This window comes from Dyadobacter sp. HNCC25DJ186, assembly GCF_056895235.1.
Map to the genome: position 1 here is coordinate 58653 of NZ_JBXHAS010000002.1, position 16563 is coordinate 75215.

Annotated in this window: 15 protein-coding genes; 6 read left to right on the top strand and 9 right to left on the bottom strand. The window is 41.7% G+C overall.

Annotated features, from left to right (window positions below; all coding sequences use genetic code 11):
- Positions 1–94: 94 nt before the first annotated feature.
- Entirely contained in the window at positions 95–1735 is a 1641-nt protein-coding gene (locus tag AC1XUO_RS05200) for a carboxylesterase/lipase family protein (RefSeq protein WP_483328705.1), read from the top strand.
- Positions 1736–1935: 200 nt separating this feature from the next.
- On the opposite strand, the gene AC1XUO_RS05205 is transcribed toward AC1XUO_RS05200, so the two are convergent.
- On the bottom strand, positions 1936–2142 hold the full coding sequence (locus AC1XUO_RS05205) for a hypothetical protein (RefSeq protein ID WP_483328706.1): 207 nt from the start codon (positions 2140–2142) through the stop codon (positions 1936–1938).
- Between the two features lie 394 nt (positions 2143–2536).
- Here AC1XUO_RS05205 and AC1XUO_RS05210 point away from each other — a divergent pair, with 394 nt between their 5' ends.
- From AC1XUO_RS05210 to AC1XUO_RS05220, 3 genes are all read left to right on the top strand, one after another.
- Positions 2537–2791 (top strand): hypothetical protein, encoded by a 255-nt coding sequence (locus AC1XUO_RS05210; RefSeq protein ID WP_483328707.1) that lies wholly within the window; start codon positions 2537–2539, stop codon positions 2789–2791.
- 58 nt (positions 2792–2849) lie between these two features.
- Positions 2850–3380, top strand: coding sequence for a hypothetical protein (locus AC1XUO_RS05215; RefSeq protein ID WP_483328708.1), 531 nt, complete (start codon positions 2850–2852; stop codon positions 3378–3380).
- Positions 3381–3491: 111 nt separating this feature from the next.
- Positions 3492–4022 carry a Riean_0653 family protein gene (locus AC1XUO_RS05220; protein WP_483328709.1) on the top strand — a complete coding sequence of 177 codons (531 nt, stop codon included), beginning with the start codon at positions 3492–3494 and terminating at the stop codon, positions 4020–4022.
- A 144-nt stretch (positions 4023–4166) separates the two neighbouring features.
- Here the strand turns inward: AC1XUO_RS05220 and AC1XUO_RS05225 are convergent, their stop codons facing one another.
- The 5 genes from AC1XUO_RS05225 to AC1XUO_RS05245 form a co-directional block, all read right to left on the bottom strand.
- The gene (locus tag AC1XUO_RS05225; RefSeq protein WP_483328710.1) at positions 4167–5552 is read right to left on the bottom strand and encodes an exonuclease domain-containing protein; all 1386 of its coding nucleotides are present in this window, start codon (positions 5550–5552) and stop codon (positions 4167–4169) included.
- A 116-nt stretch (positions 5553–5668) separates the two neighbouring features.
- The gene (locus AC1XUO_RS05230) at positions 5669–5869 is read right to left on the bottom strand and encodes a hypothetical protein (protein ID WP_483328711.1); all 201 of its coding nucleotides are present in this window, start codon (positions 5867–5869) and stop codon (positions 5669–5671) included.
- A 233-nt stretch (positions 5870–6102) separates the two neighbouring features.
- Entirely contained in the window at positions 6103–9876 is a 3774-nt protein-coding gene (locus tag AC1XUO_RS05235; RefSeq protein ID WP_483328712.1) for a DUF4347 domain-containing protein, read from the bottom strand.
- A gap of 312 nt (positions 9877–10188) precedes the next feature.
- A complete protein-coding gene (locus tag AC1XUO_RS05240) occupies positions 10189–10773 on the bottom strand; it encodes a phage tail protein (protein ID WP_483328713.1) in 585 nt (194 codons plus the stop codon).
- A 55-nt stretch (positions 10774–10828) separates the two neighbouring features.
- A complete protein-coding gene (locus AC1XUO_RS05245; protein WP_483328714.1) occupies positions 10829–11791 on the bottom strand; it encodes a methionyl-tRNA formyltransferase in 963 nt (320 codons plus the stop codon).
- A 714-nt stretch (positions 11792–12505) separates the two neighbouring features.
- Between AC1XUO_RS05245 and AC1XUO_RS05250 the strand changes: the two genes are divergently transcribed.
- Positions 12506–12802, top strand: a complete 297-nt coding sequence (locus tag AC1XUO_RS05250; RefSeq protein WP_483328715.1) for a hypothetical protein — start codon at positions 12506–12508, stop codon at positions 12800–12802.
- A 75-nt stretch (positions 12803–12877) separates the two neighbouring features.
- Here AC1XUO_RS05250 and AC1XUO_RS05255 read toward each other — a convergent pair whose 3' ends face one another.
- Entirely contained in the window at positions 12878–13495 is a 618-nt protein-coding gene (locus tag AC1XUO_RS05255; protein ID WP_483328716.1) for a response regulator, read from the bottom strand.
- A gap of 73 nt (positions 13496–13568) precedes the next feature.
- Between AC1XUO_RS05255 and AC1XUO_RS05260 the strand changes: the two genes are divergently transcribed.
- On the top strand, positions 13569–14327 hold the full coding sequence (locus AC1XUO_RS05260) for a sensor histidine kinase (RefSeq protein WP_483328717.1): 759 nt from the start codon (positions 13569–13571) through the stop codon (positions 14325–14327).
- Positions 14328–14344: 17 nt separating this feature from the next.
- On the opposite strand, the gene AC1XUO_RS05265 is transcribed toward AC1XUO_RS05260, so the two are convergent.
- The gene (locus AC1XUO_RS05265; RefSeq protein WP_483328718.1) at positions 14345–15121 is read right to left on the bottom strand and encodes a polysaccharide biosynthesis/export family protein; all 777 of its coding nucleotides are present in this window, start codon (positions 15119–15121) and stop codon (positions 14345–14347) included.
- 58 nt (positions 15122–15179) lie between these two features.
- Positions 15180–16307, bottom strand: coding sequence for a DUF1972 domain-containing protein (locus AC1XUO_RS05270; protein ID WP_483328719.1), 1128 nt, complete (start codon positions 16305–16307; stop codon positions 15180–15182).
- Between the last annotated feature and the right edge of the window lie 256 nt (positions 16308–16563).

Genomic DNA, 16563 nt, shown 5'->3' on the forward strand with positions numbered 1-16563 from the left:
AATAAATTTATATTATTGTTCCAAATTGAGACAATATAAAAATAGCTATTCAAAGATCCGTTATCAAAACAGTATTTACTTAAAATAAAAACCAATGAAAATAATATTTATTACCATGCTGGTTGCGCTGCAATTGATGCAGAGTGCCATGGCCCAGTCTAAAAAGGCGGAGTCACAACCTCTTGCGAAAACTACCAATGGAACCGTAGAAGGAGTTCTCGAAGCATCCGGTGTGCGGGCATTCAAAGGGATTCCGTTTGCTGCCCCGCCTGTGGGAGCGTTTCGCTGGCGTGAGCCTCAGCCTGTGAAAAACTGGCAGGGAGTACGTAAAACGGATAAATTTGGTCCTCGTGCCATGCAAAACCCTGTTTTCGGCGATATGGGTTTTCGTTCCGATGGGATGAGCGAAGATTGTCTGTATCTGAATGTATGGACTCCTGCAAAATCGGCGAATGAAAAACTACCGGTGCTGGTCTATTTCTACGGAGGTGGTTTTGTTGCAGGCGATGGTTCCGAAGGGCGTTATGACGGAGAAAGTATGGCTAAAAAGGGAATTGTTAGTCTGACTGTTAACTACCGTCTGGGCGTTTTCGGCTTTTATGCCTCAGAAGATCTTACCAAAGAGTCACCGCATCACGCTTCGGGAAATTACGGATATCTGGATCAGGCTGCGGCGCTGGCCTGGGTAAAGCAGAACATCGCAGCGTTTGGCGGTGATCCGGACAGGGTAACTATTGCCGGAGAATCCGCCGGTTCGCTTTCTGTTAGCGCGCTAATGGCCTCACCGCTTTCGAAGAACCTCTTTTCGGCCGCGATTGGTGAAAGCGGTTCGGTTTTGGGGACTTTGCCGCCGGTTCCTTTGGCACAGGCAGAGCAGGCGGGATCTAAATTCAATGAAATGGTTGGGAAAAAATCTCTGTCGGACATGCGTGCCGTTTCGGCTGATGAATTGCTGAAGGCTACTGCAAAAGCAGACGTTCCCCGCTTTCTTTCAGCCATTGACGGGTACTTTTTCCCTGAGCCGCCAATGAAGACATACCTGGCCGGAAAACAGTCCCAGGTACCTTTGCTGGCAGGGTGGAATACCGAGGAAATGAATTATAGAATGATTCTTGGCAAAGAAAGCCCGACGCTTGAAAATTATACAAAAGCGGTGCAAAAGTTATATGGCGCACAAGCAGACAAAGTTTTGAAAGAATATTCAGCAGTCTCCGAGGCTGATGTTGAACAAGTGGCCACGGATCTTGCAGGCGACCGTTTCATTGGTTTCGGTACCTGGAAGTGGATCGATATTCATACAAAAACAGGTGGTGGCAAAGCTGTTTACCGCTATCTGTATGGCCGTCCACGGCCTGCCATGAATGCTGAAGTGGGAAATGTTTCTGCAAACCTTGCCGGAGGAATCTCTAAAAGCACAGAGACTTCTGCGACAAAACCACCGTTGCCAAAAGGTGCCGTGCACTCGGCTGAAATTGAATATGCAATGGGAAATCTTTCCTTAAATAAGGTTTATGCCTGGACGCCGGAAGATCATAAAGTATCCGAAACAATGCAGGAATATTTTGCAAATTTTGTGAAAACTTCAAATCCTAATGGTAAAGGTCTGCCTGAGTGGTCTCCTTTGGAAAAAGAAGGGGATGCCAAATACATGTACCTTGATGTTAGCAGCAGTCTCAAAACTGACAAACACAAGGGTCGTTATATGCTGCTGGATGTTATGGCTAACAAAGATTGATGTTATATTTAAGAAAAAGTTTTGGCTCTTCCGACTAGTTCGGAAGAGCCATTTTTATTTTATCCGGTTAACAGATACCATTTTTAGCGGTCTGAAATAATTGAGTTAGCCCCGCATCTTGTTAATTGAATTTTAAATTCCAGCCAGATCAGGAGTGAGAAAACATATCGAAATTCCTGATCTGGCTAATAGATTTACACTCAGCTTGATTTTTTTCTTACAAGCAACCGGTCATTTTTGTCGAATGTGAAAACCTGCTTTTGGTTGTTTCTCAAAATGACGATACTAAAGGTGTTGGTAAGTTCATCTGTCTCCAAAACTTCTCCCAAATTGACTATAAAATCACCTGTTTGGAGATTCGCAATGTTGGTTTCTTTCACGGATACGTTTGCTAGGTCTGTTTTCATAACTTTTAAGGCTGGGTTGTTTAGTTGAGTACTTTTTCATTGTTATTTAAGGAATTTGATACTTCTTGAACCTCGTCAAAATTCCCTTCCTTTTTGATTAGCTAAGGTGTATCCGGGAATCAGTACGCGTTTTAAAAATTGTGGAAAGATTAATAATATATATTAAAATCACGCAAATTTCTCTGCCCTGAACGCTACAAAGCAGACCAAAGTTATTTAACGGTACAATTTTTTTTGTTTGATAATTTATTCGGATTAAAAAAGGCAAATTGATTTGCATCAATGATTTTTTGGGTACAGTATTTGCTCAACAAAATTTGTAACAATAACCAAGAAAAATGATTGCAGAGGCTAAATGGCCGATCGGTCAGGAAATGAGAATCTAAACTGAAACATGGCAAAGAATAAGAATATTAAGACGAGCTATCAATATCTTATTGACTGGAACCGCTACCGCCTCGAACAAAACCGGCAGTCGCTTGAAAAATTATTAATTCTGCTTCCAAAACTTGACAGGGAGCACGATGCTGACAAAATGTATGAGACAGACATTGATGATCTGGAATCTCTGAGGATCATTTATGAAACTGGAATACGCAACTTTGAGAGCCAGATTGACCGATACCAAAAGTTGATTGATACAGAATAAGATCTTAGCGAATCGCACTGGATATTTCTAGAATTTTTGAAACCTAAATATAATAATCATGGCAAACACGGTCGTAGCAATATTTGGCAGCAAAACCGCAGCTGAACAGGCACAACAATATTTGATATCAGCAGGTCATTCTGCGTCTCAGATAGAAATTAAAATCGCTTCTTACAAAGATGACGTCCCATTTCCTGTGAGCGAGCAGGACGATGAAGCAATACTTGATAAGATCACCGCGTTTTTTAAAGATCTTTTTGGGGCAGACCATGAAGAGGTAAGTCGGTATGCCCGCGCTTCTAAAGCAGGTGTAATTCTTACAGTTCACACTGAAACCCACAGTGAGGCTGAAAAAGTCTCTGAAATTTTGGACGCTTACGGGGCAGAAGATGCGACGGAACATTCCGAAGCGCACTCAGGAGGTGAGATTTTGAATCGGCAGCATTCAGTTGCAGATCATGGAGAAAACTTTGCTTCGCAAGCAGGAGAAAGCCCGGTGAATAATGCATATCGGACGCGCGCTTCCAGCATCAAAAGTAGAATTGTAGAGCGCAACTTGGATAAGCAGAATCCGGCTGCCGGGTCATAAAATTAATCATAGCCAAAATGTTTGTAAATTTTCATTGGCGAATTTTTTGATTAGAAGAAAAGACACTTATTCTTTTACGATGAATAAGTGTCCTTTCAACCATCGGATTTTATGAATTATCTTCTCAAAGTTTTTCTGATAGCAGTCTTTGTAAGCACATTAAGTCATGGCTGTAAATCTGACGAAGAATCCTTACCTGCACCAACAAGTAAGGGACTGAATACATTTGGATGTAAAATCGATGGCAAAGTCTGGATTGCAAATCGTCTAAGTAATGAGAGTGGTCCATCAGCAAAAGCAATAGAAGCAGAATTGAAAATAATAGATCCAAACACTTTTTATTTAACAATTCATACGCGTTCGAGCTCTGGGACACGTGTCCAACTCACCTTACCAAAAGGAACTATTGGCTTGAATAGTTTGAGGAATTTATATGATGAATGCTTCGGCATCTACTATGACAACCAATTCAAAATTTTTCATTCGATGGAAGCAAATCCGGGGAAGGTTGTAATCACCCGGTTAGATACAATTAACCAAATTGTCTCAGGAACTTTTGAATTTGACGCGGAATATCTTGTCGATAAAAGGATAGTAAAAGTTACGGAAGGCAGATTTGATATAGATTTGAAAAAGTTATGATCAAAACTTCAACCTTTTGACCAAACACTGGCGTGTCCCAATTAAACGTATAGTTTGATCTAAGGAATTTCGAATCATTGCGTTTTAAGATTCATGCAATTATATTACCGACAAAATGCCTGGGGCATAAACCCGGTCTTTGAATCAATTGTCAGGATTATTCAAATGCTCTATTTTGTTTGGATAATTATCTGCGTAACGTATAAGAAGCTGGTTCATGTAATGATTGGAGGAATAAATTGGTAGTCGTTCCACAACTTCTCCCCAGTTGGTAAGATCAGTTGATTTATCGACATATCCCATGCGGCAGAAACGTCCTTTTTGAACATAAATGCAGCTATGTTCGCTGGAAGTTCTGCCGTTATTCAAGATAATAAAACTGGGCAGATTTGCTGAGTAACAAGCAAGTGCCTTCCGGATCAACTCGTTATATTCCTGTGCATTAAGTTGTTGTGATTCGTCGCTGACCTGATTGATCTCTTCTGAATCCGGAGCAAACAAAGGATACCGGCCATAGTAACAACGGGGTGCAGATAGCTTAAAATCAATAACAAGTCTCCGAAGCATTCGTATACCGTCTGCTTCCCTGTCAAACACCTGAATACCTGGCTGAGTTTTGCTGAACTTGCCAATGGCAAGTCTAATAAATCCCTCATTGTCTTCGTACCCGTGAAGGGCAAAACGCGGCTCTGGTCTTTTCATTGACCGGTTATATTTAGGCCAGAGCCTCCTGATTTCTGCAGCTTCTAAAAGCAGTGCCATGAGCTCATTTCCGCAGGGTGTAAAATCGATAGAGTAAATATCACGCAAAAAATGCTGACGTTGCGGTCCGTTGTTTTGCCCGGTAAAATGTGAAGACACCCTCTTTTTAATATTAATTGCCTTTCCGACGTAAATCTCCTTTCCCAGTTGGTCTTTAAAATAGTATACTCCTGGTGATGATGGAAGTTTCAAAAAATCTTCTTTCGCCAGATTGGGTGGCAACTGTTGGTCTTTCGAACTTCTTTTAAGCATAGCGGGGATATGCCCTGCAATGTCCCATGACAAAAGTTTTGAAAACAGAATGGCAGTAGCCTGAGCATCGCCACCTGCCCGGTGACGATTTTCAATTTGAATTCCAAGCGTATCACAAAGCTTGCCAAGACTGTATGATTTAAGGCCTGGTTTTATTTGACGGCTCATTCGCACCGTGCAAAGCCTCCGTGTGTCTAATTCGTAGCCGGCCAGTGAGAGGTGATGCTTAATAAACGAGTAATCAAAATTTACATTATGCGCTACGAACACGCAGCCTGATAACATTTGATGAATTCTTTCGGCGACTTCATCAAAAATGGGGGCATTTGCAACCATTTCATCGCTGATACCGGTTAATGCCTGAATGGATAACGGAATTAACCTTTCAGGATTGATGAGTGTTTCGTACCGCTCTACAATGTCAACGCCATCGTGAATTAATATAGCGATTTCGGTAATTCCGCTTGCAGACGGGTATCCGCCTGTGGTTTCTATGTCAACAATCGCGTAAAACATTATCTAATTATTACCTTTCTGGTTGAAGTATTTTTTATAACGTAAGTCGCAGCCGCTATTCGTCATGTTTTTTAGTTTGTATTGATTAAACATGGCGAAAAACGCCCAAATTTCAATTATTTGTGCTCGCGGGAACCGGATTCAATCATTTGAATGTCTCCTTCGGTTGAAATCTGATCACCAGGTTTCGCCAGGTTTTCAATGAATCGATATGCGTCCATGCCCAGAAGTTCACGGAAACATTTCCCGTTATTTTGGTCATAATACCACTGCCAGACCATTTCACGTGCGACGACGACATAATTTATAACTTGCATAATATATAGGAGTTGATGAAGTGTGCATCAAAAATAATGGAATAAATCCAAAAATTGGAAATATTCCATTATTTAATTTTTGGTCATCATACGTCGTACTTCAGAACACTTTTTGAATGTTTCGTAGGGGTAGTAATTGTGCTCGCGCGAAATTCGTTTGAGAATGGGTCACTAATAAAAACAGAGATGTCCTGGCAGCTGACATCTCTGTTTTTATAAAATTATTCTGAAAGTCAGTTTTTCAAAAACTTATGATTGTTCGTATGATTGTTTGACGTCGTTAACCGTAATATATACAACCCGGAAGGAATACCGTGAACAGGGATTCCATCAGGGTTATAAGTAAGTGAGGTATAGATCAAAGTGCCGACTGTGTTGTAAATTTGTAGCTTCGTTATCTCACCAGGATTTTTCATATCCAGGAATAACTTTTCTGTAACAGGGTTTGGATAGAAGCTTATCTTAACAATCTGCGTAGGGAATGAGAGACTTTTTATTCGGCTGTATGCGAAAGATCCATCATTATCAATCATTTTCAGGCGGTAAAGGTTCTCGCCCTGCATCGGACTGATATCGTTAAATGTATACTTACGTATCGATGAGCTTTCTTCTGAAGCGTCAACAGATCCTATCGTTTCCCAGCTTATACTTTCGGAACTTCTTTGTATTTCAAAATGACTGCTGTTGGTCTCCGAAGATGTTGACCAGGAAAGTGCAGTATTATTTTCAAATTTAACAGCGTCAAAGTTGACGAGCGTAACAGGTAAAGGATCGTCAAGCACTCTGATTGCAAAGGTTCCGTTGGCATTGTTATAAGTTGTTTCCCACACCCTTGGTGCAATTACAGGCAGATTTACGGCACTGAATGCACCGGTGCTGCTTGCAGCATCGATTAAAATAAACTCGTCATTAACAGCAGGTGTAAATCCGTTGATGAAAGAAACATTCATAGTTCCGGAAATGGTCATTGTGCCTGAAACCAGAATTTGATCATGTCCCGTTCCAGGTGATGTTCCACCGATTTCCATATCCAGTGTTCCATTATTGACAAGATCACCAGTGAAGGAAAGTATTCCTGGCGAGTTTCCGGGTGCTATGGTGCCGCTGTTTGTGAAGCTGGTATGCACAATTGCTCCGCTCCCCTCAATTTTTCCACTGTTTGTCAACGTTCCTGAAACGGTAAGCGTATTCGAATTAACATTCACAGTGCCGCTGTTATTTAAACTTGCAGTCGATGCATTAAATCCGGAAGGTAAATTGACGGTCTGGTTTGCCAGAACGTTGACCGCCGCTGCAGATGAGCCGGGAAAATCGGTGGCAGCGATCCAAAATGAGTTATCTGCAGACGATTCCCAGCTGCCTGGCTGGTTCCAATCTGCGTTTGCTGATTGCGTCCGAAAATAGTTGGTTGCAGTACTCGATTTATATATCGTGTAGGAATCCGCACTGGTGAAAGCAGCGTCGACCGTTGGAGTCGTGCCAGAAGTATTTGTGAAATCAAGCCGGAGCGTTCCATTACCACTGCCGGTATTCAAAGTGGCGGTGTAGGTTGTGCCGGAGCCAGAAATACTTGAAATTGATGCGCCGGTTAACCCTGCGGTTACCGCTGTGAAGTCATTGATATCTACCCCTGAAACGGGCTGCGCAAAGGTTACCGTGTAAGCTACCGAAGAAGCGTTGGTCGGTGAAGAATTTATCCTTGCTATTGAGCTGACGGTGGTTTTCGTGTAAAAATCAACCTGATTGCCATAGGAAGTTCCTTTACTATTTGTTGCAAAAGCCCTGACATAAATCCTGGTTCCCTGTGGAAGTCCATTGATTGACTGGCTGAATATGCCTGCACCAGACCCAATGGTCGTTTTATTGGCGTCAATAATCGGATCGCCTGTGGTGTTCCATACAACTCCACGATCGGTTACTGGCTGGCCGCCATCACTTGTAACATTCCCGCCCAGGGTAGCCGAAGTCGTGGAAAAAACACTTACCGCATCTGTGGTTAATGACGGTGCCACACTCGCGGTACCGGTTGTAAAGGCCACGACGTTGTTTGTCGTGATTCCGTTAAAAATTCTGTCATCCGCATCTTTAAAGGCACCTTTATCGATCAGTATGTAAAAAGACGTGCTCGCTGATAAATCTGTCGCTGGATTTATGGTGATACTGGAAGTGCCTCCGCCCGTTACCTTCGTGTCAGAAGCATCAATCGACGCAAAGGTAAAGTTGTCGCTTGTACGTTTTATAAGAATATTTTTGCCAGCTACTCCTGAAACTGCCCGGCTGAAATTGAGTGTGATGTTTGACTCAATATCGACGGCCACAGCGCCGTTTGCAGGTAAGGAGCTGCTCAAAAGTGGCGGAGCTTCTGACTGGCGATAGAAAATATTCGCTCCGGGCTGAGTGGTCCTTCTGGTAAGAAATACGTCCACATCTTTGTCATTGTCCCAGTCTGCAACAAACGCTTTGCCGGCGTCATTTAAAAATGCACCGGTATTTGGCAGTGTATTAAAAGGGTTTTGGCTTCCTGTCACCAGCGTAAAGCTTCCGCTTCCATTGTTTTGATAAAAATCCAGTGTTTCAGTAGTTGTCGATTTGGCCGCGAGGATATCGACGTCTCCGTCTGCGTCAAAATCACCGTGGATAAACTGTGTGTCTTGTAAAATCAACATATCTTTGAAAGGACTTTGCGCCCCTGAAAGCGTAGTGAAAACCCCGTTGTCATTTCTAAAAAATACTTTATCACCAGCAACTTTGTACTTTGATACAAAAATGTCAACATCGCCGTCATTATCCCAATCTGCTACCCTGGCATACTTGGCACCAGAGAAAAATGCAGCCTTATCACTCAGATTGTTAAATGGATTGGCGGCACCCGTAACCTCTGCAAAAACCCCGGTTCCATTATTCCGGTAAAATTTATTCGTGGCAGCTACTCCGTCATAGGTGTGAATATCAATATCTCCGTCGTTATCAAAATCACCATAAATAAACTCTATATCCTGAGAAAGCGTAATGCCGTTAAAAGGGCTTGCGCCATCCTTTAACTCCTGAAAAACACCGTTGTTATTTTTATAAAAAATATTCCTGGCCGGAATGCTATTGAAGTCTCGTCTTGTCGTCCAGATATCGACATCTCCATCATTATCCCAGTCAGCGACATAGGCGTATAGGGCTCCACCAAAGGCTGCCTTTTGAGTAAGAGACCCGAACGGGTTGTTAGTATTGGTATTATCCGTAAAAATACCATTGCCATTATTTCTGTAAAATTTGTTTAATTCGGTAGGTAAAGGAGGAAGGACATGCAGGTCAATGTCACCGTCATTATCAAAGTCTCCGTAGATCAACTGATCGTCATTATGGATCGCTATTTGATAAAACGGGCTTGATGAACCGCTTAGTTCGGAAAAACTTGGTATCAGGAGACCTTGAAAATTCAAAAACTTCAACACGTGATTTTTTACAATCCGGCCAGCGGCGTATTCCAGATCCCAGTTTCCGCCTCTTTTTGCATCACCAGTCTGATCCTCGGATCCGGCTACGGATACCTCTAAAAGATCATGTAACCGGTTTATGAAAGTTTTTCCGGAAGCAACGCTCGCGAGCTCACAGCTGTAAATGAAAAGTTCTGATTTTTCAGAAACGAAACTCTCCTTTACTGCCTTCCAGAAACCGCTGAATTTTTCAAGATTTTGCTCGTTCAACTGTTGTCTTGCCAGTACGAAGTTTCCGGCAGTGCCATGTGTTAAAATGTGCAGACGCTCGATATTTCTGAGCGAACTAATTTTTGTTTGCAAAGCTAAAAAGCCGGCGTCGTTATTTTCAACCAAAATCACCTGCGCACTGTCGGCGGCTGCGTCTGCGAGTTGTAGATAATTTTCGAGCGATTTGTCAATGATCACAACATCTTTGTGGTGTTGATCATTGAGAATCGGTTGGCCAGTCCAGCGTAGCAAAAAGCCTCCCACCAATGCTAACCCAGCAAAAAGCAGATAGATAGAATTTTTTTTCATGAAGTTTGAGCAGTTGCCTTATGATTAAATGAAATAGATGAAAACATACAAAAGGAAGAGGGAAGGACTTGGCTTTTGCATATTTTTCATTAAAAAAATACAATGTATAGAATTTATACTACGAAAAATATAATAACTTAGTTAACGGTTACATTGCAGTTTGTCAAACCTATTCGTAGTTAGATTTCATGGATTATCATTTCACTGGGGAAGGATGCGCTAAAAATTTTGGAATCAGAAAGGCCGGAGGTATATGAAGACCGAGAAAGGTACCAGGATAAACCGGTTGGTTAATATCCTGGTACGAATACTTTAGTTTCTTGAAGGATATAGTCCTTCTACGGCAATGATGTAATTCAATGCCAGGTAAGGCTGGACGTTACTGTGAGGCTGGTTGCCTCCTGCCGCTGAGGTGGTCACAGTTCCGTTTCCGATCGATGCGGCGTTCAGTGTCACATCCGGAGCTGCTGAATTGAAGCCTAAGGTAGAAGTGAAATCTCTGCCAGACAGCGTACCAGGAACTGCAATGCTCGAACCACCAGCGGGAGTGCTGGTATCCGAATTGGCTGAGCTGGCATTTAAAGAAATTCCGGAGACCTGGCCCGAGTGAATATGTGCTGGCATCTGGGTCTCAGAAAGTGTGACAGACTCGCTGCCCGCAACCTGACCCAGCACATACGGGGATAAACCCGGACCAGTACCTGCGCCTACAATAACCCGGCTTTGCAGGTTTGGCAGGGCAAATGTATTTTGCCCGTCCCCACCATAATTCGTGCCCAGCAGCGAGAATAATGCTGAATATTGTGATACGGACAGTATTTGCCCCTTGCAAAACATCCAGCCTTTTGGGGCGAAATTTGGTGCCCATCCCATTACGGTTCCTAAATAAACTTCCATTGTTGAATAAATTTGAATTGTTAAAGGATAATTAAAATTGTAAAGACTTTAATATTTATTGGACTGACATGTTTTCTGGATTCAGCGTTTCAAAAGATTCTCCGGCTTTTACGCCCAGCGCAGCAAGCCGGGATCCTGATATGATTCCTTCGGGCATTTCCACTACATTTATCCTTAAGAATTCTGCATCGATACATTGCACAAATATTCCGTGACTGATATCAGAAAATACGATCGTTCCGGCGGCAGCTTGCGGAATCTGATCTCCCAGATTTGCAAGTGAAACTTCATGAATTCTGATCAGTTGCCCTCTTAATTTGCTGAAAGCACCCTGGCAAGCCGGATTGGATGCGTTGACAAGATTAACAATTTGTTGGGCGGATTGGGTAGACCAGTCAATGGTCAAATCAGCAATGGCAGGTCTTGGAAAACAGCTCTGCCGAAGCTCATCCTGCGGTATCAAGAAATGGCTTTGTTCCTGACTATCAATTGTTTCCAAAGCCGAGAGGATCAGCTGTACGGATGCGTAGGAAATGCGAGAAGCATAAAGGCCCTGACTTTCACCGGGGATCATTTCCACAGGAAGCTGGGCAACAACAGGCCCTGTGTCAAAACTTGAATCCATTTTATGAATGGTAATACCGCCGTTGACATCTCCATTTTTGATCTGCCAGAATAGTGGTGCAATGCCGCGGTATTTAGGGAGGAGACTATAATGAACATTGAATGCGCTTAACCGCGGCAATGCAAGCAGCGAATCCGGAATCTTATAACTAAAAGTAAAAACCAGGAAAAGATCAGCCTGTATATGCTCAATCGAGCTGATAGCCGTTGAATAAAGTTGGCGGGCACTGAATCTTTTAAAGACAATACCTTTTGAATTGGCAAATTCTTCGAGTCTTTGATTGTCTGGATTATGCTCGGCAGCGGCAATAATGGCGGCCAGCATATTTCTTTGTAACAGACTTTCTATCAGTGCAGCCGGGTAAAAGGAGTTGGCAAAAAGTATTATTTTCATGAAACGCTGAGATTTTTTTGAATTTTAAGCAAAATTTTTTCTTTGAATTGCGTGACGTTCTGCGGAACGGGCACAACAGTTCTACGATCTTCTATATAGAAGAAAATTTATGCGCAATCACTGGGGAGGATTGTTAAAAAAATACAAAAGGCCAATTGTAGTTTGGGACTGAATGAAATCCCAGGTCAACAGTTGGCGAAATACTTGTCAGTTCGAATGCTTAATGAGCCCCTGAATAAGAAAAATCTGATAAATGCCTTGTTTCTCTGAATACACAAAAAGCCGGATGTAAAGTGATCTTCTCAACGATCTGCTTTTTGTCGGGGAGTGCACAAAAATAGGATCGTGTCTTTCGAGCTTGTCGAAGGATAATTTTACGGGAAGAAAAAGACCTATTTACTTTATCCATACGTTGAGCAGATGATATCTAAGTAACCGGGTGGAAAAATATAAACTTAAAATTAAAAAACAATATTATTTTGAGTTAACGGTAAGGCGCCAGGGTAAGACTTGTTCTCCGAACAGGAAATCGGCACGCTTTGAATGGGATTATATCGTTTTGTAATATTAATTTTACTCCTATTGTTGATTTAGCTACAAAAAGACCGAAATTATTTGCTGTTTTTTTTGCTGTTTGCCTTTTATGTTATCTATCTTTAAGTGCTCAACGTGACCTCATCACATTACTCAACGTTATTTTTAAGATTGAAAAGTATGGATACTTTACCATTTGTTAAAGACGGGTGTGTTCAATCCCGCAATGAAAGTATTGCGACAAAGGCTAATCTGGGAAATTTTATTCCGCCGATGAACATTATTCTAAGTGTGGCGACCGTGCTGACGATGACCTTAGCGGCTTCACTTTATTTATTTCCGGAAGCGTCTGTGACCCTGTTAGTTATAGCCGTTCTGGCTGGGAGTAAATATGTAAAAAGAAGTCATTTGACTTTTTTTAATGATGGATATGCTCCGGATATTTATGTGGAAGAGTTTGAAAATCACATAGCGTAAGGCGCCATTACAAAAAATTCGGAAGCATTAAGCATTACTTCCAGGCCTTGTTATTTTAACAGGGCTTTTTGTTTTTCAAAGTGACCGATATTTATTAACAGCCTCAACCTTGTTCTGGACATGAAGCTTTTTGTAAATATTTTTTAAATGATTTTTCACTGTGTTGGCACTAATGGTAAGCTGATCTGAAATCTCTTTGTAAATTAACCCTTTGCTTAAAAGTGTAATAACTTCGAGCTCTCTTTCGCTGAGCCCAAATGTTTGTTTTTTCGGCTGAGAATGGAGCAGACTTATTACTTTTCTGGCAATGTAAGTATTCATAGGAGAGCCTCCCTGGTGCAGTTCTATAATTGCATTTTCAATCTCTGAAGCACTTGCGTCCTTGACAATGTAACCACTGGCTCCGGCCCGGAGCGCACTGAAAACATTTTCATTATTCTGGTAAGATGTACACATTAAAAACTGTGTCCGGATGTCTTCGTTTTTAAGAAGTTTGATCAGTTCAATACCGGACATTTTGTCAAGTTCTATATCAACAACAGCAATGTCCGGCGGATTTCTAAGGAGTGGCTCGATGGCAAACTCGGCAGATTCATATACACCGATAATTTCAAATAGCTTGTTGTTGCCGATGGCTTTTAGAAGTGCCGAGCGATAATGTTCATGGTCTTCAACAATGGAAATTGAAATCATTGTCTGAATTTGTTGAGTGATTTTTGAGTAATTTAAGCAAACTCAGTCAATAAATGTGATTTCACCAACAGTCATGAGTTATAATTTACTAAACGGAATACTGGGTTTAATGGTTTTTAAAGATTTAGGAGGGCAGCAAGTTATCGTTTTGCTCGTATTATTTGTCATTATTTACGCGCTGATTTCCCATTACCTGTATCGAAAACGATTGCGCAGGCTGCTCGCTGACCAGCTTCAGGCGCTGAAAAATGAACGACAGCGGATCAGTAGTGAAATACATGATGATATCGGTGCCGGCTTCTTCGCCATCAAGCTTTTCGCCGACATGGTAAGCAAAAGTGGTCGTCAGGATGAGGAAATAAAACGGCTTTGCTCGATGATCAATGAGATGTCTGAGAAAATTAAAGAAATTATATGGAGTACCAATTTCGAAAATGACAATCTCGAGAATCTGATCTATTATGTTGAATTTCAGACGACGAAATTATTTGATCATTCCCTCATTAAATTTAGTGTCCAAATCCCTGATGATATACCGGAGAAAACGATCTCCAGTGAAATGCGAAAAAATGTTTATTTGATTGTGAAGGAATTTGTCCACAATGCCATAAAACATGCCCGGGCTTCGCAAATAAATTTAGGGATCATGCTCAGAGACAATATGCTACTGATCACGATCCTTGACAATGGGACAGGTTTTGATCAAACCCAAATAAGGAAAAATACGATGGGTTTAAGTAATATCAATGCCCGGATAGATAAGTTAAACGGCACCGTCAAAATTGACTCTCTTTCCGGTACCAAAATAACGGTTGTCATACCGTTGGATTGATATTACAGGCAGTCCGTTTATCTGAACAGATTGGAAAGGACAATGGCGATAATGGAAAGTCCTGACAAAACCAACGTTGCTGTACGATATCCGCGATCCACCGTTGCGTACTTGGTGCGGTCAGGCTGCACATAAATCTCGTCGTTGTTCTTGAGGTAAAAATAAGGTGACTCAAAGAGATTTTTTGAATTCAGATTGATTGGTATATAACTCCGCTTTCCATCCACTTCCCTGATTAGTATAATATTACGGAGTGCAGTGATATTCAAATCTCCCGCCAAGCTGAGTGCCTGCGTGATCGTGGTCCGCTCGTTCTGTAGATTATAAACATTTGGATGCAGTACATCGCCGTAAACAGCAACCTTTATATTCAGAATCCGAACATTCGTAACCGGATCTTTATAATAAGTGACTAAAAGTTTGTTTAGCGTATCACGCAGCGCCGATGTCGTTAGGCCGGAGACTTTCATCGTGCCGATCAATGGCAGATGTATTTCTCCTTTTTGATCTACAAGGTAGCCAGCCATGGAAGGGTTCTGAGAACTGTTTTGCGGACTGTCGTCATTGTTGCCGTTTGCTCTGTTGAAAATGGCCGAAGATTCCGGATTTCTACTGCTTACATTAATTCCCAATACATCTGAATTTTGGATCGTAAAAGGAGAATAATTTGAAATTTGCTCTTCAGTTGGTGTCAGCTTATTTAGATCCTTGAAGTAGGGAATGTTTGTGTACGATCCACATGAACTTAGAAAAGTTATAACAAGAACGGCAATGATGAGGGATAATCGATTCATAAAATAACTATGATTTGTGAATTTTAAGGCGTGTGTAACAATCATTTCTCAGACATTATTAAGCGAACTTTGGTACAGATGGGCGGGTAACCAGTTTCGCGATACTGTTGAAATGTGCTTCATATTGGTTGGTAATTTTCTCCCAGGTATAAGTGTTTCTGATTTTTTCTGTGTTCCGCGCAACTTTGATCAGTTGAGTCGGCCCCAACTTTCTGACTTTTTCAAGTTGCTGGCATACCTGATCGGCGTTTAAGAAATACAGTGCATCTTCGCCCAGAATAGCATGATTGAAAACATTGTTATGCGCCACGATCAGACTTTGTGAAGCCATTGCCTCGAGCAGGGAAGGATCTGTTCCACCCACGGCATGTCCATGAAAATAAAGGTTCGAGAAGTGGCGCAAATTATTTAGCTTGTTGTTGTCATAAATTCCTCCCAAAAAGCGAATATTTTTATAACTCCTGAATTTACTTTTTAAATAATCTCCAAACTTAGTTTTATGATTTCCAATTACCAGAAAAGGTCTGTTTTGCGCAGCTTTCACTACGCCGTCGAGTATCATCTCTGTGTTATTTTCTGGTTCAAGTCTTGAAATAAGAAGATCGTATTCGTAAGGCCTTAGAAAATAATCGTCCAGAAGAAACTGGTTCGGGTATCTAAATTCGTCAGCGCCGTATGGAATAAAAGTAGAGTCGATCTCGTATTTTTCTTTCAGGTAGGTTTGTATACCAACAGAGTCGCTGATCAAATGGTCACTGTATCTGACGCCACACTTCTCCGCGTAAAGCAGAAATTTCCTGACAGCGTCACCAATACCTGAACGTTGCCATTCCAGGCCAGCCATGTTCGTAGTAACCACAACATCTTTTGGAAGCATAGCCCCCCAGATAGAACTGGTGTTGTAACCGAGCTGAAGGATGATATCACAATGCTGTTTTCTCACATCGCGGATACAATTCAAGTCGTAAATGCTTTGTCCGACCGTACCAAAACGATATTCCGGATCGTAGATGTGAATAATTTTCACATCGTTCCAGTGACTTTTTTGGTAAGGGTGGTTATGCGAGTTGTAAACAATCACCTCGTGACCTTTTACTGCCAATCCGCGCGCCAGATATTCGGCGCACTGCTCAAAGCCACCATAACGATTGGGAATCCCGCGGGTTCCTAAAATTGCGATACGCATGAAGATGATAAAAATTAAATAGAGTACTGGGTCGTTTGAATAATCAGGGTAAATTTCTCAACTACGTATTTTACTCAGAATGGGCTGACTGATAATTGGACAGGGCATTCCTTTGGGATTCGACAAAATGAAAACGTGTTGAAAGCAGATGTTCTTTGTAAACTTGTTTTATTAAACAAAACTATTGGAAACTGACCAGATAAGCAATAGCCCTTTATGGCTATTCCTTGCGGATAGAAATCCAGCTCCTTTGGGG

Excerpts from the sequence above, each read along its gene's own strand:
- AC1XUO_RS05200 (WP_483328705.1), top strand. The coding sequence starts at position 95 with ATGAAAATAATATTTATTACCATGCTGGTTGCGCTGCAATTGATGCAG.
- AC1XUO_RS05205 (WP_483328706.1), bottom strand. The coding sequence starts at position 2,142 with ATGAAAACAGACCTAGCAAACGTATCCGTGAAAGAAACCAACATTGCG.
- AC1XUO_RS05210 (WP_483328707.1), top strand. The coding sequence starts at position 2,537 with ATGGCAAAGAATAAGAATATTAAGACGAGCTATCAATATCTTATTGAC.
- AC1XUO_RS05215 (WP_483328708.1), top strand. The coding sequence starts at position 2,850 with ATGGCAAACACGGTCGTAGCAATATTTGGCAGCAAAACCGCAGCTGAA.
- AC1XUO_RS05220 (WP_483328709.1), top strand. The coding sequence starts at position 3,492 with ATGAATTATCTTCTCAAAGTTTTTCTGATAGCAGTCTTTGTAAGCACA.
- AC1XUO_RS05225 (WP_483328710.1), bottom strand. The coding sequence starts at position 5,552 with ATGTTTTACGCGATTGTTGACATAGAAACCACAGGCGGATACCCGTCT.
- AC1XUO_RS05230 (WP_483328711.1), bottom strand. The coding sequence starts at position 5,869 with ATGCAAGTTATAAATTATGTCGTCGTCGCACGTGAAATGGTCTGGCAG.
- AC1XUO_RS05235 (WP_483328712.1), bottom strand. The coding sequence starts at position 9,876 with ATGAAAAAAAATTCTATCTATCTGCTTTTTGCTGGGTTAGCATTGGTG.
- AC1XUO_RS05240 (WP_483328713.1), bottom strand. The coding sequence starts at position 10,773 with ATGGAAGTTTATTTAGGAACCGTAATGGGATGGGCACCAAATTTCGCC.
- AC1XUO_RS05245 (WP_483328714.1), bottom strand. The coding sequence starts at position 11,791 with ATGAAAATAATACTTTTTGCCAACTCCTTTTACCCGGCTGCACTGATA.
- AC1XUO_RS05250 (WP_483328715.1), top strand. The coding sequence starts at position 12,506 with ATGGATACTTTACCATTTGTTAAAGACGGGTGTGTTCAATCCCGCAAT.
- AC1XUO_RS05255 (WP_483328716.1), bottom strand. The coding sequence starts at position 13,495 with ATGATTTCAATTTCCATTGTTGAAGACCATGAACATTATCGCTCGGCA.
- AC1XUO_RS05260 (WP_483328717.1), top strand. The coding sequence starts at position 13,569 with ATGAGTTATAATTTACTAAACGGAATACTGGGTTTAATGGTTTTTAAA.
- AC1XUO_RS05265 (WP_483328718.1), bottom strand. The coding sequence starts at position 15,121 with ATGAATCGATTATCCCTCATCATTGCCGTTCTTGTTATAACTTTTCTA.
- AC1XUO_RS05270 (WP_483328719.1), bottom strand. The coding sequence starts at position 16,307 with ATGCGTATCGCAATTTTAGGAACCCGCGGGATTCCCAATCGTTATGGT.